The organism is Streptomyces sp. NPDC111516, from assembly GCF_055635345.1.
Map to the genome: position 1 here is coordinate 1 of NZ_JBVKBV010000009.1, position 16,607 is coordinate 16,607.

The 16,607-nt window shown below is 70.0% G+C and carries 14 protein-coding genes and 7 pseudogenes; 12 read left to right on the forward strand and 9 right to left on the reverse strand.

What is annotated here, in order from left to right; all coding sequences use genetic code 11:
• The coding region (locus tag ACZ7L9_RS18750; RefSeq protein WP_471416259.1) for an electron transfer flavoprotein subunit beta/FixA family protein at positions 1-260 on the reverse strand (260 nt) is incomplete at its 3' end.
• A 144-nt stretch (positions 261-404) separates the two neighbouring features.
• Here ACZ7L9_RS18750 and ACZ7L9_RS18755 point away from each other — a divergent pair.
• The 3 genes from ACZ7L9_RS18755 to ACZ7L9_RS18765 all read left to right on the forward strand — a co-directional run bounded on the left by ACZ7L9_RS18755 (position 405) and on the right by ACZ7L9_RS18765 (position 2,628).
• Entirely contained in the window at positions 405-1,076 is a 672-nt protein-coding gene (locus ACZ7L9_RS18755; protein WP_471416526.1) for a TetR family transcriptional regulator, read from the forward strand.
• A gap of 120 nt (positions 1,077-1,196) precedes the next feature.
• Positions 1,197-1,580: a Zn-ribbon domain-containing OB-fold protein gene (locus ACZ7L9_RS18760; protein WP_471416260.1), complete on the forward strand. Its 384-nt coding sequence runs from the start codon at positions 1,197-1,199 to the stop codon at positions 1,578-1,580.
• Between the two features lie 220 nt (positions 1,581-1,800).
• Positions 1,801-2,628, forward strand: coding sequence for an inositol monophosphatase family protein (locus ACZ7L9_RS18765; protein WP_471416261.1), 828 nt, complete (start codon positions 1,801-1,803; stop codon positions 2,626-2,628).
• A gap of 162 nt (positions 2,629-2,790) precedes the next feature.
• Here the strand turns inward: ACZ7L9_RS18765 and ACZ7L9_RS18770 are convergent.
• A pseudogene (locus tag ACZ7L9_RS18770) lies at positions 2,791-3,096 on the reverse strand (DNA polymerase subunit beta); the annotation flags it as partial.
• Positions 3,097-3,230: 134 nt separating this feature from the next.
• The gene (locus tag ACZ7L9_RS18775; RefSeq protein ID WP_471416262.1) at positions 3,231-3,752 is read right to left on the reverse strand and encodes a hypothetical protein; all 522 of its coding nucleotides are present in this window, start codon (positions 3,750-3,752) and stop codon (positions 3,231-3,233) included.
• Between the two features lie 273 nt (positions 3,753-4,025).
• Here ACZ7L9_RS18775 and ACZ7L9_RS18780 point away from each other — a divergent pair.
• Positions 4,026-4,339, forward strand: a pseudogene (locus ACZ7L9_RS18780) (transposase); the annotation flags it as partial.
• A pseudogene (locus tag ACZ7L9_RS18785) lies at positions 4,338-4,691 on the forward strand (alpha/beta hydrolase); the annotation flags it as partial. The pseudogenes ACZ7L9_RS18780 and ACZ7L9_RS18785, both read left to right, overlap by 2 nt.
• A 383-nt stretch (positions 4,692-5,074) precedes the next feature.
• On the opposite strand, the gene ACZ7L9_RS18790 reads toward ACZ7L9_RS18785, so the two are convergent.
• Both ACZ7L9_RS18790 and ACZ7L9_RS18795 read right to left on the reverse strand, forming a co-directional pair.
• Complete coding sequence (locus tag ACZ7L9_RS18790; RefSeq protein ID WP_471416263.1) at positions 5,075-5,356, reverse strand: hypothetical protein; 282 nt, start codon at positions 5,354-5,356, stop codon at positions 5,075-5,077.
• Between the two features lie 146 nt (positions 5,357-5,502).
• Positions 5,503-6,153, reverse strand: a complete 651-nt coding sequence (locus ACZ7L9_RS18795; RefSeq protein WP_471416264.1) for a TetR/AcrR family transcriptional regulator — start codon at positions 6,151-6,153, stop codon at positions 5,503-5,505.
• 98 nt (positions 6,154-6,251) lie between these two features.
• Between ACZ7L9_RS18795 and ACZ7L9_RS18800 the strand changes: the two genes are divergently transcribed.
• From ACZ7L9_RS18800 to ACZ7L9_RS18820, 5 genes and pseudogenes are all read left to right on the forward strand, one after another.
• Positions 6,252-7,541, forward strand: coding sequence for an MFS transporter (locus ACZ7L9_RS18800; protein WP_471416265.1), 1,290 nt, complete (start codon positions 6,252-6,254; stop codon positions 7,539-7,541).
• A gap of 60 nt (positions 7,542-7,601) precedes the next feature.
• Positions 7,602-9,341 carry a glycoside hydrolase family 3 protein gene (locus ACZ7L9_RS18805; RefSeq protein ID WP_471416266.1) on the forward strand — a complete coding sequence of 580 codons (1,740 nt, stop codon included), beginning with the start codon at positions 7,602-7,604 and terminating at the stop codon, positions 9,339-9,341.
• Positions 9,342-9,672: 331 nt separating this feature from the next.
• Positions 9,673-10,749 (forward strand): alpha/beta hydrolase family protein, encoded by a 1,077-nt coding sequence (locus ACZ7L9_RS18810; RefSeq protein WP_471416267.1) that lies wholly within the window; start codon positions 9,673-9,675, stop codon positions 10,747-10,749.
• Positions 10,750-10,857: 108 nt separating this feature from the next.
• Positions 10,858-11,100: a transposase domain-containing protein gene (locus ACZ7L9_RS18815; protein WP_471416268.1), complete on the forward strand. Its 243-nt coding sequence runs from the start codon at positions 10,858-10,860 to the stop codon at positions 11,098-11,100.
• A gap of 76 nt (positions 11,101-11,176) precedes the next feature.
• Positions 11,177-11,397: pseudogene (locus ACZ7L9_RS18820) on the forward strand (IS1380 family transposase); the annotation flags it as partial.
• A 214-nt stretch (positions 11,398-11,611) separates the two neighbouring features.
• Here ACZ7L9_RS18820 and ACZ7L9_RS18825 read toward each other — a convergent pair.
• Together ACZ7L9_RS18825 and ACZ7L9_RS18830 are read right to left on the reverse strand one after the other, a co-directional pair.
• A complete protein-coding gene (locus tag ACZ7L9_RS18825; RefSeq protein WP_471416269.1) occupies positions 11,612-12,061 on the reverse strand; it encodes an ABC transporter permease in 450 nt (149 codons plus the stop codon).
• 217 nt (positions 12,062-12,278) lie between these two features.
• Positions 12,279-13,301 (reverse strand): annotated as a pseudogene (locus ACZ7L9_RS18830) (FtsX-like permease family protein); the annotation flags it as partial.
• A 6-nt stretch (positions 13,302-13,307) separates the two neighbouring features.
• Here ACZ7L9_RS18830 and ACZ7L9_RS18835 point away from each other — a divergent pair.
• Positions 13,308-13,874 (forward strand): annotated as a pseudogene (locus ACZ7L9_RS18835) (alpha/beta fold hydrolase); the annotation flags it as partial.
• Positions 13,875-14,158: 284 nt separating this feature from the next.
• Here the strand turns inward: ACZ7L9_RS18835 and ACZ7L9_RS18840 are convergent.
• Positions 14,159-14,971, reverse strand: coding sequence for a phytanoyl-CoA dioxygenase family protein (locus tag ACZ7L9_RS18840; protein WP_471416270.1), 813 nt, complete (start codon positions 14,969-14,971; stop codon positions 14,159-14,161).
• A gap of 64 nt (positions 14,972-15,035) precedes the next feature.
• Here ACZ7L9_RS18840 and ACZ7L9_RS18845 point away from each other — a divergent pair, with 64 nt between their 5' ends.
• The gene (locus ACZ7L9_RS18845; RefSeq protein WP_471416271.1) at positions 15,036-15,890 is read left to right on the forward strand and encodes a hypothetical protein; all 855 of its coding nucleotides are present in this window, start codon (positions 15,036-15,038) and stop codon (positions 15,888-15,890) included.
• A 198-nt stretch (positions 15,891-16,088) separates the two neighbouring features.
• Here the strand turns inward: ACZ7L9_RS18845 and ACZ7L9_RS18850 are convergent.
• A pseudogene (locus ACZ7L9_RS18850) lies at positions 16,089-16,556 on the reverse strand (nucleotidyltransferase domain-containing protein); the annotation flags it as partial.
• Positions 16,557-16,607 lie beyond the last annotated feature (51 nt).

Genomic DNA, 16,607 nt, shown 5'->3' on the forward strand with positions numbered 1-16,607 from the left:
ACATGAACAGCCTTGTCCGCACCCATCGACAACGCCTTGCGCAACGCGTCCTTGGCATCCTCCGGACCCACCGTCAACACGGTGATCTCCGCATCCTCCGCCCCATCCGCGATCTGCAGCGCCTGCTCCACCGCATACTCGTCGAGCTCCGACAACAGACCATCGACATCCTCACGATCCAGCGTCAGGTCATCGGCGAAATGCCGGTCCCCCGTGGCGTCGGGCACGTACTTCACACAGACAACGATCCTCAAGCTCACGCCGGCTCTCCTACCTGGGATGGTTCGTAGCGATGACGATATGACACTCAGTACCCTCTGTAAAGGAACCTGGTGCCAGAAGAGGCTCTCCGGTGCTACGTTCCCCGCATGACTGACGCACGCAGACCGGCGAAGAAGGCCCCCATGCGGGAGGTGCTCGCCCAGGCGGCCTTCCAGCTCTTCCTGGAGCGGGGCTTCGAGCAGACCACGGTGGACGACATCGTGGCGCGGGCCGGGGTCGGGCGCCGGTCGTTCTTCCGGTACTTCCCGTCCAAGGAGGACGCGGTCTTCCCGGACCACGAACGCTGTCTCGCCGACATGACCGCCTTCCTGGCGACGGTCGGTGACGCGGAGCCGGTCGGCGCGGTGTGCGACGCGGCCCGGCTCGTCCTGGGTATGTACTCCGCCAACCCCGAATTCTCCGTCCAGCGCTACCGGCTCACCCGGGAGGTGCCCGGGCTGCGCACCTACGAACTGTCCGTGGTGCGCCGGTACGAGCAGACGCTGGCCGGCTATCTCCGGGACCGGTACGGCGAGTCGGGGGACGGTGCGCTGCGGGCCGAGGTGATCGCCGCGTCCGTCGTCGCCGCGCACAACAACGGGCTGCGGACCTGGCTGCGTTCGGGCGGGGAAGGGGACGCGGAGGCCGCGGTGGATCACGCCCTCGGGCTGGTGCGCCAGGTGTGGGGGAGCGAGGCGGCCGGCGGCGCATCCGAGCCGAGGACCGAGGGCGACGTAGTCGTCATGGTCGCGACGAAGGGTGCTCCGATGTGGCGCGTCGTGCAGCAGATCGAGTCGGCTATCGGTCAGGGCTGACACCGGACCGTACCGTCATTTGGCACTGAGTGCCTTTACGTTTCGGCACTCAGTGTCCTATGGTGCGGACGCGCCGACGAGCAGGCGCGGCGCATCCGAGCCGAGCGCAGGGGGTCGAACATGTCCCGGTCATCAAGTGGCACCGTGCAGACGGTGCATGAGGAAGCCGGCCTGCATTACCACCGGTGCCGCTGGTGCGGCACGGCCTCCTTCCGGAGGCTGCTGTGTCCGGTGTGCGCATCGAGTGATCTGAAGCCCGAACACAGCGCCGGGCTGGGCGTCGTGGTGAGGTCCGGGGTCGTGCACCGCTACACGGAAGCGGCGCGCAACGAGTCCCTCGTCCGGCTCCCCGAGGGCTTCGTGTTCCGCTGCCGCGTCGTCGGCGCCGCGCCGCACCTGGTGTCGGTCGGCGCCCAGGTGCGCCCGGTCGCCGCTGGTGATCCGGATGCGGGCGAGGTGGTCTTCGAGCTCTGCGAACCACCGGCGCGCGACGAATGGTTCTGATCGTCCCAGGCCCTGTCTGGTCCCGTTGCCGCCCTGGCCCGATCGCCCGCGCCGACGAAAGCGGAGGACCAGTGCGCCCAAGACCGTTCGGGGCGTACCGGTGAGACAGGACTCGCTCCTGCTCACCGCCCAGGCACGGTACGCCCTCGGATGCTGACCCGCCACCTCCCCGTCATGACCAGGTCGTCGGTTCCCCGGCGGGCCGTGATTGGCTGGGGGCATGACCGATGAATTCCTTGCCGGGGACCTGACCGAGGTCGAGGCGGCGGTCCGTGCAGCGGCCGCCGCCGAGATCATGCCCCGCTACCGCCGGCTCGCCGCGCACGAGATAGTCGAGAAGAGCGGCCCGCACGACCTTGTCACCACCGCCGACCGCCTCGCCGAGGAACACCTCACCGCCGCCCTGTCCCGGCTTCTGCCCGGCTCGGTGGTCGTGGGCGAGGAGGCGGTCCACGCCGATCCGAAGGTGTACGACGCCCTGGGCGGCGACGCACCGGTGTGGATCGTCGATCCCGTCGACGGCACCCGCCAGTTCGCCCGGGGCGAACCGGGCTTCTGCACCCTGGTCGCCCTCGCCCACCGCGGCGAACTCCTCGCCTCGTGGACGTACGCCGCCGCCCTGGACGAGATGGCGATCGCGGTCCGCGGCCGCGGTGCCACGCTCGACGGCAAGCCGATACGGTCCGGATCGCCCGCGCCCGGCGCCGTTCTGAAAGTGGCGATGTCGCACCCCGACTACACCACCGATGCCCAGAAGCGCGCCCTGCTCGGCCTGCGCACCGACGGCATCGAAGCCCGCCCCTGTGGTTCGGCGGGCCTCGAATACCTCGCCGTCGCGCGCGGCGACCAGGACGCGGTCGCCTTCAATTGGGAGTACGCCTGGGACCACGCGGCAGGGCTGCTCCTGGTCACCGAGGCGGGCGGCGCGCAGGCCACGCTCTCCGGCGCCCCGTTCTGCATCACCGGCGGCAACGCCCTGCCGTTCACGGCGGCCCGCGACGCGGCGACCGTCGAACGCGTCCTTCAGGCGCTGCGTGACGGCGCCTGACCGGCCCCGCCCACGCCACGCCGCCGTGCCTGACCAGGCCGCAGAAGGGATGCCCCGCCGGGTCTGCGAGGACGCGCCACGAGCGCCCCGGCAGCCGCTGGTAGAACCCGGCGAGGCCTACGGGATCGGAGCAGTCGAGTATCACGCACTGCAGTCCGGCGATCACGACCGGCTCCCGGTCTCCGCGGCGCCCGCCGCGAGCGCCGACCGAACGTCCCGTACCAGCTCCGCGGCCCGCTCCACCGCCGCGCAGTCCAGCCCCCGCAGCGCCTCGTCGATCCGTCCGGCGAAGTCCACCGGCGTGTCCGGCAGGGCGGCCGCCGCGGCCGACGCGCCCTTCTCGTTCAGACACCAGGTGCGGTGGTGGCCATGGAGGGACTGGGCGAGGATGCCGAACGCCCGCGACAGGCACAGGGCGACATGGAGCGTGTCACCGGTGGGGGCCGATTTGCGGGCGGCATCCACCGAGAGCACATTTTAGAGTCTCTACCGAACCGGAACGGTTCACCCCGCAAGTTGAGTTGCTCGTTCGCAAGGTGGTGCTCACCTCCTTGCCCCGGACCCTGCCAGAACCGATCTTGGCGAAGGAGCAGCACCCACCGTCAGTTCGTCAAATCTCCGTGATCACTGGACAGGCCCGCTGCAGCCGCCCAGAAGAAGACGTGCCCGCACCTGGGGGACGGCATTCGCGAGCGTTCGGCGAGGACGATCAGCACATGGCGCAGTTCTGTGCTCAGCTGGAAAAGTCGGCGGCTGTACTGCCCGCCCCTGTAGGTGTACAGCCGGAAGACCTTGACGGCCAGTTCGTCGCGGCCGTCGGCGAAGGTGTCCGGGAGCCCGGCTAGCAGCTCGAAGTCGCATTTACCGGTCGCCGCGTCAGCCATCGCGCTCAGAGGTAGGACGTCAAGTTCCGCGGCAGACACGGAAGTGTCGACCGCGACGGCATGGGCGGCCAGGGCCGCGAAGACCTCGATCAGCCGCTCGCCTTCCGCGACGTTGATGCCCCAGGCCCCCAAGTGCTCGTGACGGCGAGCCTGGCGCCACGCCTCCTCATCCACCACAGGCAGCAGGAGACGGCCCAGGTGCGCGCAGCGACGCCACAGCATGTCGTGATCGGAGGTCACGGTCGACCCTCCCTAGGGCTAGTGGAACACGTGGCGCCGAGGACCAGCCCGACCGGCGCAGACCCTCCAACTTCCCACTACGTGCAGCGCACGTGCAGAGCGGAAGCCGAGATCCCCGACAGCGTCAGGCACTGAGCTTGTTTTTTTATCTTCCGGTCCCGAATGGTGTCTCGAACTGAGTCGCTCACCTGGGGATTTGCCGGACGCGGGGGCGGCCTTCGTCTGATCATGTGCTCCGACCAAGGTGCACTGACCAAGACGAAGGCCGTGAGGGTGAGTCTGCTGCCTGATGCTGTCCAGAGGGAGGCGTTCGCCGAAGCGTCACGCTTCCGGGGCGATTTCTACGAGTGTCTGACCGCTCGGCGCGACGAGTTGTTCGAGCTGATGGACGCGGTGCTGTGTGCGGACGGGGCGGTGAAGTCCCCGGTGGATCTGACGTTGCTGCCCGAGCATCGTCGTGGGCACGGAGCGATGTACGGGGTCTGAACCACGGCCGGATCGACGTCGATGGCCTGCGGACGGTGCTGGCCGGGCTGTCGCTGCCCCGCTTCGACGGGGGACGCCTGGTCCTGGCGGTCGATGTGGCTGGACGCCCTTCTCGCGCTGCCCGGGATCGGCGGCCCGGTCGGGTACTCGGGGGGTGTGATCTCCATCGGCATCCGGTTGGCGGTGGTCGAGCCGCGCATCGTGGCCGCCGGCTTGTTCGCCGGGAGTTTCGTGCCTTGCGCCATGTTCGAGGAGGCCCGTCAGGTCACCATTCCGCTGCACGTCCTGCTTCAGTGGGACGACGAAGGGAACGACCGGCAGGCGGCCCTGGACTTGTTCGACGCCTTCGGCTCCGAGGAGAAGTCCCTGCACGCCAATATGGGCGGGCACACCGGCGTCCCGCAGTTCGCGGGGGAGGACGCGGCCGGGTTCTTCGCCCGGCATCTGCGCTAGTGCCCCTCCCGGCAAGCTTTGCCCCGTCGCGCCGTCCAGCACGCACTCCCCCAAGGCCTTAAGGGCCAGGGGGACCCCCTTCCGCGTTGGCCAAAAGCCCTGGTAGCTCCTTCCCCAAGCTCTCAACTTCGTTCGAGCAGGGGAGACCCCATCCAAGGACTTCCGGCCGCCTTGCGATCGCACGCGCTGGACGACGCTCCTTACGGGGCAAACATTGCCGGTCACGGCACTAGTCATGGGTCGCCGGACCAGTAGACCGTAGGCGGTACCGGCCGGCACGCAACTCATCGAGGTCAGGCCCCGGCCCTCCTCGATTGCTGTGGCCCAGCAGGTGCACAACCGCCCCGATCGCGCCGGTACCGGCCGGTCGGGGCGGTGCTCGGTCACCAGCGGTACGGCGCGGCATCGGCGCGCTCGTGATCAGGGCTGTCACCGATCAAACTTCGTGGTCGACGCCGACGGTCGTGCCGCAGGACCGGCGCGGGCACATCCTGGACGCCGTGACCGAAGTTCTCGCGCCCGGCGGCCGGTTCACCACCCTCGCCCATCTGCACGGCCTGGACCCCGCCCGCCCGCCACTTCACCGCCGAGCCGGCCTGCCGCTTCGACCGGCTGGAGCGGTCAAAGGTGGTGTGGGCGCGAACCTCCCGCCCGCCTTCGTGCACCGGGCCTCCCAGAGGCCATGATTGCGAGCGGACAGGTGAGTGCCTGTTATCGATGCTCCGCGACGGCACCCTCTACGAACCCCGAACCCCGGCCCCCTCACCTCGCTCGACGAAAGACATAAAAGACATAGAGGCGCCCCCCCGCGTCAGCCGGCCGGCGTGAGGGCGTCGAAGGCGGCCGCGCCCGGCTCGGTGAGCAGCGCGAGGACCGCCGCCCGCACATGGCGGGCCATGTCGACGGAGCGGTCGAAGAGCCACTGGGCCTGGAGTCCGTCCATCAGCGCGGTGAGCCGCACGGCGGCCTCCTGCGGGTCCACGTCGCCGCGCAGGTGCCCGGCCTCGCGGGCCGCGCGCAGTGCGTGGGCGGTGCTGTGCCGGATGCGCTCGTAGCGGTCGGCGAAGTACGGGTGGGCGGGGTGCCCCGGGTCGGACGCCTCGCCGGAGAGCCGGACGAAGAGTTCGATGAGCCCGGGGGAGAGCTCATTCTGTCCGGCCAGGTCCACCATCCCGCGCAGGACGCCGAGGCCGCCGCCGAGCCGGGCGTAGGGCTGGAAGCGGTCCCTGTCGGCGCGGTCCCGGTCCTCCAGCACGGCCTGGAGCAGCGCGTCCTTGTCGGGGAAGTAGCGCAGCAGACCGGCTCGGGAGATGCCGCAGTCGGCGGCGAGATCGAGGATTGTGACGGCCCGGAAGCCACGCTGCGCGAAGTGCTCGGCGGCGGTCTGGATGATCGCGGCCCGGCGGGCGCGGCCCTTGGCGTAGCCGCCGGGCGCCGCCGTCCCGGCTCCTGAGGAGGTCATGTGGGGACGGTATCAGGGTTGCTTGACAGAAAGATACACGTGTGTAGCAATTGGGCTCACGCCACGCCGCCGTGGCTGGTTCCCCTAGGAGCTCCCTCATGCTCGAAACCCCTCCCGTGCCTGCGGTGGCCCACCGGCCGCAGGCGCCGCGCGGCTTCGTCCGAAGACTCGCCCTCGGCCAGTTCGGCATGTTCCTGGCCGTGCTCGCCCCCGTGATGGGCGGCCTGTCGGTCAAGATCCAGCACCTCGTCGGTCTGGACGCCGCCCCCGCCCAGCTCGGGCTGGTCACGGGGACGGGCGCGGTGTTCGCGATGGTCGTCCAGCCGCTCGCCGGGCGGCTGTCGGACCGCTGCACCTCCCGCTTCGGGATGCGCCGCCCCTTCATCGTCGGCGGACTGGCCGGCATGGCGGCGGCCCTGACGGCCTGCGCCGTGGCCCCGAACATCCCTCTCCTGCTGATCGCCTGGTGCACCGCCCAGGGCGCCGGAAACTTTGCCTTCGCCGCCGCCAGCGCGACCATCGCCGATCACGTCCCCGAGGCCCGACGGGGCAGCGTATCCGGCATCGTCGGCGCGGTCACGCCGACGGGCATCCTGGTCGGCGCGATCCTGCTGTCCGTGCTGCCCAACGACTTCCTGCGGTTCACCGTGCCGGCCGCCTTCGCACTCGCCCTCGGCCTCTGGTTCGCCGTCCGCCTGCCGGACCGGGTGCGCGCCGAGCGGCCGACCGAGCCGCTGAACCTCCGCAGCCTGCTGCTCTCCTTCGTCTTCGACCCGCGCAAGAACCCGGACTTCGGCTGGGTCTGGCTGAGCAAGTTCTTCATCATGCTCGGCTACGGCGCCCTTGCCTCCTACCTGACGCTCTTCCTGGCAGCCGAGTTCGGCATGCACGACACCGACGAGCAGTTGGCCTTCAACGCCCTGGCCAGCGGCCTGAACGTCGCCACCCTCGTGGTCGCCAGCATCGTCGGCGGCGTGATGTCCGACCGGCTCGGCCGCCGCAAGCCGTTCGTGGTCGCCAGCGGCCTGCTGATGGCGGCGGTGCTCGCCGTCGTCACCGTCACCCCGTTCCTGGGCGACGCCGGGCTGGGCACCCTGCTGGTGCTCGAAGCCGTGCTCGGCCTCGGTGCCGGGCTGTTCTTCGCGGTGGACAACGCGCTCGCCATCGCCCTGCTGCCCGACAAGGCCGACACCGCGAAGGACCTGGGCGTGCTCAACATCGCGAACACCCTGCCGAGTTCGCTCTCGCCGCTGCTGGCCGGCGTGGTCGTCATCCCTGTAGGCAATGCCCTGCTCGACGGGGCCGGTTACTCCCTCTGGTTCGGTCTCGCCGCCGTGTTCTGCCTGGTCGGAGCGCTGTTGGTGACCAGGATCAAAAACGCTGCCTGATCGCACCCCGCCCACGCCCACGCCCACGATTTCTCCCGCACCATCAAGGAAGGCCCCCTCATGACCGCCGAAACGCGCTTGCCCTACCAGGACCCGACGCTCTCCGTCGGCCAGCGGGTCGAGGACCTGCTGAGCCGCTTGCCGATCGAGGACAAGGCCGGCCTCATGTTCCACCCGCTGGGCAACACCGCCCCCATCGACGAGCCCGGCCACTTCGGCATGCCGTCCATGGCCACCTTCCTGGAGCGGCGCATCAACCACTTCAACATCCTCTGGGCGAACACCGCACGCGACCTTGCGGCCTGGCACAACACCGTCCAGCAGGCCGCCCTGGAGCGGCCGCTGGGCATCCCGGTGACCATCTCCAGCGACCCACGCCACTCCTTCACCGACAACCCGGCCACCGCGCTGATGGCCGGCCCGTTCTCGCAGTGGCCCGAACCGCTCGGCTTCGCCGCCGTCGGCTCGCCCGAACTGGTGTGCCGCTGGGCGGACACGGTGCGCCGCGAGTACCTGGCCGTCGGCATCAGGGTCGCGCTGCACCCGCAGATCGACCTCGCCACCGAGCCGCGCTGGGCGCGCATCAGCACCACCTTCGGCGAGGACGCCGACCTCACGTCCAAGCTGGCGGTCGCCTACGTGCGCGGGCTCCAGGGCGAGGAGGTCGGGGCGGAGTCGGTCTCGGCGATGGCCAAGCACTTCCCTGGCGGCGGCCCGCAGTTGAACGGCGAGGACCCGCACTTCCCGTACGGCCGCGAGCAGGTCTACCCGGGCGACAACTTCGACTACCACCTCGAACCGTTCAAGGCCGTCATCGACGCCGGCGTCGCCCAGATGATGCCCTACTACGGCATGCCGATCGGCACCGGGTACGAGGAGGTCGGCTTTGGCTTCAACAAGGGGATCATCACCGGCCTGCTGCGCGAGCGGCTGGGCTACGACGGCATCGTGTGCACCGACTGGGCCATCCTCGCCAACACCTGCTGGGGCGTGGAGGAGCTGACGTACGAGGAGCGCATGCTCAAGTCGTTGGAGGCGGGGGTGGACCAGTTCGGCGGCGAGTTCCGCCCGCAGGTGCTGGTGGACCTGGTCAAGGCCGGAAAGGTGACCGAGGAGCGCATCGACACCTCGGCACGCCGGCTGCTGCGCGAGAAGTTCCGGCTCGGCCTGTTCGACCGGCCGTACCTGGACGAGGAGGCTGCCGACGAGATCGTGGGCGCCGCCGAGGCACGTGCCGAGGGCCTGGCCGCGCAGGCGGCCTCGTACGTCCTGCTGGCCAATGCCGACGAAGGCCCGGCCCGGCTGCCGCTTGCCCCGGGCGGCCTGAAGGTCTACGCGGAGGGCCTGTCGGCCGAGGTGCTGGGCGACCGGGCGACGCTCGTCGCGACGCCGGAGGAGGCGGACGTGGCGGTGCTGCGGCTGGCGGCGCCGTTCGAGCAGCGCGGGGAGGAGGGGACCATCGAGTCCTTCTTCCACGCGGGCTCGCTCGACTTCCCGGCGGAGGAGATCGAGCGCGTGCGGCGGATCTGCGTCGTCGTGCCGACGGTTGTCGACGTCTACTTGGACCGGCCGGCGATCCTGACCGGCCTGGCCGGGCACGCCGCGTCGCTGACGGTCAACTTCGGCGCGGCGGAGAGCGCGTTCGCGAAGGTTCTGTTCGGCGAGGAACGGCCGCAGGGCTCGCTGCCGTTCGACCTGCCGTCGTCGATGGCAGCCGTGGAGGCGAGCCGGTCGGACGTGCCGTTCGACACCGCCGATCCGCTGTTCCGCTTCGGGCACGGCCTGCGCTACGAGGGCTGACGCCGGTCCCCGTACGGCCTGCCGCCTCCCGGGCGGCGGGCCGATCGGCTCCAGTGCCGCATCAGGCAACGTTCGCCCTGTTGACGACTGCGCGTGGGCGCCCGTTCTTCGTTGTCGGTGACGAGCACCGAGCTCCGAGCACAGATGCAGGCGCAGATGCCGGCGTAACTCGTCGATCATCAGGGCCTTGTGGCTATTGAGTGGCATATGAGCCTCACCTGATACATCCCTGACAAACAGAACGCGTACCTTCTGGAATGCCGTCGCGGTGCCCACTGACCCGAGCGGCCCCCAGCCCAAGAACCGCGCCCCGGAAGGGTCCCCATTTCCCATGCATATGCCCCCTCGCGCCCTGCGCCGCAGCATCCTCACCGCGGCAGCCGCCGCCGCGGTCACCGTGGTGACTGCCTGTGGGAGCTCCCAGCCCCAGCCCGAGTCCGTGACCGTCCGTCCGGTCCAGGTCTCCGAAGAGGCCGGCACGAAGCAGGTGGCCGAGCTAACCTACGACCTCGGTGACACCGCCTACGCTCCGCCCGGCCTGGCCGACAACCCCATGGAACTGAGGGCCGCCGTCACCTACCCCCGTCAGCTCGGCAAAGACAAGCACCCCCTGGTGATGATGCTGCACGGCTGGGCCGACACCTGCGCCGCCGGGGACAAGCCCGTCCGCCCCTACGCCTGGCCGTGCGGCAAGGAGGCCCGGCCGGTCGACAACTACCGGGGCTACGCCTACCTTGCCCGGGCCCTGGCCGAGAAGGGTTACATCGTGGTGTCGGTGTCGGCCAACGGCATCCAGGCCCACGAGCAGGACCAAGGCCACATCGCACGCCGGGCACTGCTGGACAAACACCTGGAAATGTGGCAAAAGCTGACCGCCGGAAAGGGCCCGCTGCAGAAGCTCAAGCAGTTCACCGGCCAGGTGGATCTCAACCGGGTCGGCACCCTCGGGCACTCGCGCGGCGGCGGCGGAGTCCTTGCACAGGCCCTGGACAGCCACAAGCCTCTGCCCGGCGTGAACATCCGGGGCACGATGGCGCTCGCACCCGCCATGAACGGCATCGACGCCGACAAAGAGCGCATCACCCGCGTCCCCGTCGCCGTGGTCGCCGGTACCTGCGACGCCATGTGGGACGACAGCAAGATCCCCCTCGCCATGGCCGCCAAGAACCCCCACGCCCACCACCACGCTGTGACCGGCGCCAACCACAACTTCTTCAACACCGTCTGGACACCCGGCACCGGGCCACGGTTCGCCACGGACGACGTCGCCGTCGAAAAGCGGAACCTGCCTGGCGGCCGGTGCAAAAGCACCAACGGGACGGGCAATCCCCAGCAGCTCAAGCCCGCCGAACAGCGCCAGGCCGCGACCCGCTACGTGACCGAGTTCTTCGACAAGTACGTGCGCTGACCTCAATACCGGTATCTCAGGCGCAAATTGGTCGTTGCTGTTGATGTGCCGAGAGCGGGTCGGCTGAATTCATCTGGTGAGCGTCTGTCGGACCGGGGCGCGGTCGGGGTGTTGACACAGGCGTTTTCTCCGGGGCTTGTGGACGAGGTGTTGGCGTGGACGGGCCGGATGCAGCAGCGAAACCGGCTGTTGCCGGCCCGGCCGGTGGTCCACGAGCAGGGGAAACCCAACCGGTCAAGCGGACAACAACGCCCTGAGTTACCGGTATTGGCGCTGACCTCGCCATTTCGCCCGGGGTTGGTGGCTGTCGAGGCGGAAACACGCAAGTGCCTTCCTGACCTGGGACAATGAACCTTGCTGAGGGGTTCTGTCGGTACAGGCGGAGGGCACTTTCTGCGTGCAGGGTATCGAGTTGCGGCCAAGAGCTATGTCAGTACCGATGGTTCAGGGGCGGTCGGTCATGCAGGGGCACGGTTGCTGGCGGATCTTGTCGATGCCATGGGACTGACCGCCGCGTACTCCACCGCTCTCAGGCCGCTGCGACCTCCCGGGACCGGACATGATCCGAGACGGATCGCCACCGGCCTGGCAGTGATGCTCGCCGACGGCGGCGAGGCCATTGCGGACCTGGCCGCGCTCCGGCATCAGCATGAGTACGCCCCGGCCGACAAGCGTCGGTGATTCCCCCTGCCGCGAACGGCCAAGCGCCGCGCCGGGCGTCCGGGCCCGGCCCACTGGTGACCGAGCTGCCTCATGACTGACGTACACAGCGCAGGAGTTGCACAGGGACCCCAGCGCCGTGCACGCGGAAGGCGTTGGCGGTGGGGTCCTGCCGGTGGCGTGGCCGGCCGTATGCCGGGGGTTATGTGTGCGCCACGGCGGTCAACGGGCTCAGTGCGGCAGCTCGTCGGGCGGGGACCGCAGCAGCGATTGCGCCGATGCCGAGGGAGACCAGGCATACGAGGAGCAGCGTGCCCCACGGCAGAGCCAGCGAGTACTGGGCGATCGCCCCGCCTGCGAGTGAGCCGACCGACCAGGCGGCGAACAGGCCGCCCGCCAGGCCAAGGAGAGTGCCGAACGCGGCGACGGTCACCGCTTCCAGGCGGATCATCCGGCGGACATGGGTGCGGTCCATGCCGAGGGCGCGCAGGGCGCCGATCTCGCGGGTGCGTTCGGCGACGGACATGGCCAGTGTGTTGACGATGCCGAGAGCGCTGATCAGCGCTCCGATGGCGAGCATGCCGTACATGATGTTCAGCAGGTCGGCCATGGTGCCGGCGGCCTCGTCGACGAGCTGCTGACGGTTCTGCACCTTCAGCAGCGGGTTGCTGCCCGCGGCGGTGCGCAGTTTCTGCTCGGTGGTGTGCGAGGCGGTGTGGTCGTCGGTGCGGATGAGGATGCGCTGGATGGTGTGGGGAAGGTAGCTGTTGTTCGTGACCCTCGCTGCGGGCGCCGAGGGCGTCGCGGGCGGTGGGGTTGTCCTTGTAGACGCCGACGATCGTGTACTGCTTGGCCTCGTGCTTCTGGCCCATGGCGAGGTCGAGTTTGCCGCCTGTGGCCAGCCCGTGTTCGTCGGCGAGGGTACGGGAGACGGCGATGCGGCCCGGGCCGAGATCCTTCAGGGAGCCGCTGACGAAGTCGAGGGTCATGACGTCGGTCACGGTGTCGGGGCCGACGCCGGAGATCTCCCGGACCTGGCCGCCGGTGACCACGGTGGAGTCGGTGACGGCGCTGGTGGTCCGCACCTCGGCGGTGTCGGCCACCTGGCGTACGGCGGCCGGGTCGATGCCGGACATGGTGGTGCGCGTACTGATCACGTAGTCGGCGCCGAGGCCATCCGCGGCCTGCTGGTCGAAGGCCTGGCTGGTGGAGTGGCCGATGACGGCGAGTCCGGCGACCAGCGCGGTGCTGATCATCAAGGTGGTGGCGGTGGCCGCGGTGCGCCGGGGGTCGCGCAGCGCGTTGAGAGTGGCGAGGCGGCCGGTGATACCGAGTCGGCCGGTCAGCTGTCCGGTCAGCCGGATGACCGGTGCGGCGAGCAGCGGCGCGAGCACGATGAGGGCAGCGGCGAGGAGGGCGCAGGCGAGCATGGCGCTTTGCAGGTTCTCCTCCGAGGCGTCCTTGGCCCCGGTCAGGGAGATCAGCCACCCGACGCCGAGGGCGAGGAGGGTGAGACCGGCCAGGCCCCGCATCCGGGTCCCCCCGGTGGAGGGCTGCTGTTCGGTGGTGCGCATCGCCTCGACCGGCGCGACCTTCGCCGCCCTGCGGGCCGGCAGCCATGCGGCGAGCATGGTGATGCCCACGCCTACGGCGAGTGCGGCCAGGATCGAGCGCGGGCCGATCACCAGCGGGCCTTCGGGCAGCGTACTTCCTCCGGTGCTCAGGACGCCGGGCAGCAGGGAGGCGATGGCGAGGCCGAGCAGGAACCCGGCTGCCGAGGCGACGAGGCCGACCAGGAGGGCCTCCAGGAGGACGGATCGGGACACCTGGCGGCGGGAGGCACCGATGGCCCGCAGCAGCGCGATCTCACGGCTGCGCCGTGCCACGAGCATGGTGAAGGGCACGACCGCGGCGCGCACGTTGCTTTCCGGGCCGGCCTTGATCACCCGAATCGGATCAGCCACCTGGGAATCCTGGACATCGTTCCCACTCCGGACACCTGGAACGTCCTCCACGGCGTCAGCGCGGCGGTGGCCTTCCACCTGTATCTGATGGCCCAGCCGCCCGGTCTGCCCGAGCAGATGATCGCGGGCAGCGCCGACGCCTTCTTCGGCCACTTCCTCGACGTCTGGTCCACGAGTTCCGACGCGATCCCGGCGGAAGTGCGCGCCGAGTACCTTCGCGCATGCCGGGACGCTGTTCCGTCGATCGTCGCCGACTATCGCGCCACCGCGACCGTCGACATCGAACATGACCAGGCCGACCTCGACGCCGGCAACCGGATCACCATGCCGGTGACGGTCGTCCAGCAGGACTGGGGCCGGCATCTGGGGTTCGACGCCACCGCGACTTGGCGACCGTGGGCCACCGACCTTCAGCACTTCACCACCCAGGCGGGCCACTTCATGGCCGAGGAGGCTCCGGAGGACATCGCCACGCTGATCCTGAACCTGGTCAAGCGGTGATCGCCCCGGAAGGGCGGGGCTGGCTCGGCCACACGGACGCTGTGCTGACCCGGTTCTCCCAGGGCACTGAAACACTCAGCCTTCAACAGGACGCACGCGGCCGGCAGAAGTTCCAGTCTTGGCGTGACGGGCATCTGACAGAACGCTTCGGGCCGGGCATGCCCAGCACCCGACCCGAACCACCGCGCCCGTGGTGGGACGCTGTCGAACTCGGGCGAGGCGAAGCCGCAGAGAAATTCCCCGGATGGGACCCCATACTGCGCGAAGGCCCCGCTGGTGCCAGGTCAGCCCGCGGATCCCGGGTTGCGCACTTCGCGCTCGTTGACGGTCCTGCCGTGGTCCATTCCCTGCTCGCGTTCGAGCTCGATCATGGCCGCGGGCCGGTAGTTGAGGATGTAGGCGCGGCGGTGCAGGTCCGTGGTCGAGTTGCCCCGCGAGTAGTGCAGCGTCCGGCCGGCGTGGCCGACCGCCGAGCCCGGCGCGAGCGGGACGTACGTGGCACCGGGCTCGTCCTCCGAGCACGCGCACTCGATGGCACCGCCTCCCTTGCCCGCGGGCCAGTGGGGCCGGACGGGGCCGCGGTGCGAGCCCTTGACATACCACATGCAGCCGCTGTCGAGCGTGGCCTCGTCGAGCGAGACCCAGATGGAGACCGCGCGGTCGTCGGGCAGGTCGACCCAGTAGCCGGCGTCCTGGTGCCACGGTGTCGGGGTGTTCGAGCCGGGTGTCTTGTTGATGAGCATGTCGAAGTCGAGTGCGGCGTCGTCCCCGATGAGGACCTGGGCCAGGTCGATGCCTCGCTGGTGCAGCGGCATGTCCAGGAGCTCGGGCAGCAGCGCGGAGGGCCACATGATCTGTGTGATGTTCTCCGTCCCGGAGGCGACTTCGTCGCTCCCCTGACCGAGGTCGCTGCGCTTGTCCCCGGCGTCGATCTCGCCGGACAGGAAGCGGTCGTAGACGGCACGGTAGGTCGCCACCTCGTCGGGATCAAGCAGGTCGGGCAGCACGACGACGCCGTCGCGCCCGAAGGCCTCGCGGAGCTCGTCGTGGGTGGGCTGGTGGTCCGAGTGGACCCGGCTCTCGGCGGTTTCGGTCACGCTGGCACGTTAGGTGCGCCCGCCCGCTGGCGCGTTCGGATCCGTCCGCCGGATAATCTGCCCCATGCCGCTGACCCGCCCTCCCGTCATGGAGCTGGCCGCCACGGACGTGCCCGACCTCACCTCGACCGACGAACGCACGATCGTGGACCTGCGCGGCATTGGCCCGCTCGTCTGCCTCGGTCGGTACCGATACCTGACGGCGCACGAGTCGGTCGGCACCCAGCGGCACGCACGCCTGGTCGTCCTCGTCCTGCCGGTGCGCGGGAGCTTCGACTTCGTAGTCGGAGGCGAGGGCCTGCGCATCGGGGTCGGTGACGTCCTGCGCATCCCGGCCGGCACGGCATACCGCAGCGGTCGGCGCGCCGAGGGCCGCGGCGAGCTCCTCTGGGTCATCGCCCACGCCTCTGGGGGATCGCCAGGCCCCGACCCGGGCGATGCCGCCGACCTCGCCCGCGCCGTAGACGAGCTCGCCCGCGGCCGGGTCTCGGTCAGCCGGGCCCCGGAAAGCGCCGTCCCCGCGCTGACCGCCGCACTCGACGCCCCCGAAGACGACCGGTGGATGGTGAGGGCCCGGCGTCGGCACCTGTGTGCCGCTGTACTCCTCGACCTCGTGACCGAAGACGACGGCGCGGTACGAGGTCCCGGCATCGTTCACCCGGCGGTGCGGCGAGCGCAGGTCTGGATCGAGGCCCACCTCGACGAGCCGGTCACGGTGGACCGGCTGTCCTGGAGACTCGCGATCAGTACAAGACCGAGTCCGCGGCGATCCGGTCGATCGGCGCGAAGCTCGACATCGGCCCGGAGCCCCTGCGGAACTGGGTGCGTCGGGCCGAGGTCGACGCCGGTGCCCGGACCGGGACCACGACTGAGGAATCCGCCCAGCTCAAGGCCCTCAAGAAGGAGGTCGCCGAGCTGAAGCGGGCCAACGAGATCCTGAAGGCTGCAGCAAGTTTCTTCGCGGCCGAGCTCGACCGGCCACACACACGCTCGTAGCGTTCATCGACGAGCACCGGGACCGCTTCGGCGGAGTCGAGCCGATCTGCAGGACCCTCACCGAGCACGACTGCAGTGTCCACCCCTCCACCTATTACGCGTACAAGAAGCGTCCCATGTCGGCCCGTGCCGCGCGGGACGGATAGTTCCGGGTCTCCTGTTGAAGCGCCGTCAACTCACCCCGGGGGTCGGCGAGTACGCGGCCGAGCGCGACCTCCCCGGGATAGGCGGGGGACCAGAACCCGAGCGGATGCCCCGGCTGCACGCCCACTTCGTAGCGTCCCTCGCGGCAGTCCGCCCAGACCGTCTCGACCCGGTCCAGATCGCGCAGGATCCAGTCCACCGGGACGCCGTCCACCCGCAGCCACGCCCCGCCGTCGACCCACGGTCCCCAGCCGCCCGGACCCACGACCTCGGCAGGGGAGCCCTGTACTTCGGACGCCAGCACGGTCAGCGCGGCCAGGTCGGGGGTGCCCCGGTAGTACACGCCCAGATCCCAGTCGGAGTCCGGGCGGTGGGTGCCACGGGCCCGGCTGCCGCCCAGGACGACGGCCCGGATGCCGGGCAGCGCGGTGAGCAGGGAGGCCATGCCGGCGATACGGGCGGGAACGTCGGCGACGGGACCCGTCGCGGGCGCGGC

What these genes read in the sequence shown, in the direction of transcription:
- ACZ7L9_RS18845 (WP_471416271.1), top strand. Translation starts at nt 15,036, where the DNA reads ATGCCGCTGACCCGCCCTCCCGTCATGGAGCTGGCCGCCACGGACGTG.
- ACZ7L9_RS18760 (WP_471416260.1), top strand. Translation starts at nt 1,197, where the DNA reads ATGTCCCGGTCATCAAGTGGCACCGTGCAGACGGTGCATGAGGAAGCC.
- ACZ7L9_RS18805 (WP_471416266.1), top strand. Translation starts at nt 7,602, where the DNA reads ATGACCGCCGAAACGCGCTTGCCCTACCAGGACCCGACGCTCTCCGTC.
- ACZ7L9_RS18800 (WP_471416265.1), top strand. Translation starts at nt 6,252, where the DNA reads ATGCTCGAAACCCCTCCCGTGCCTGCGGTGGCCCACCGGCCGCAGGCG.
- ACZ7L9_RS18755 (WP_471416526.1), top strand. Translation starts at nt 405, where the DNA reads ATGCGGGAGGTGCTCGCCCAGGCGGCCTTCCAGCTCTTCCTGGAGCGG.
- ACZ7L9_RS18765 (WP_471416261.1), top strand. Translation starts at nt 1,801, where the DNA reads ATGACCGATGAATTCCTTGCCGGGGACCTGACCGAGGTCGAGGCGGCG.
- ACZ7L9_RS18810 (WP_471416267.1), top strand. Translation starts at nt 9,673, where the DNA reads ATGCATATGCCCCCTCGCGCCCTGCGCCGCAGCATCCTCACCGCGGCA.
- ACZ7L9_RS18795 (WP_471416264.1), bottom strand. Translation starts at nt 6,153, where the DNA reads ATGACCTCCTCAGGAGCCGGGACGGCGGCGCCCGGCGGCTACGCCAAG.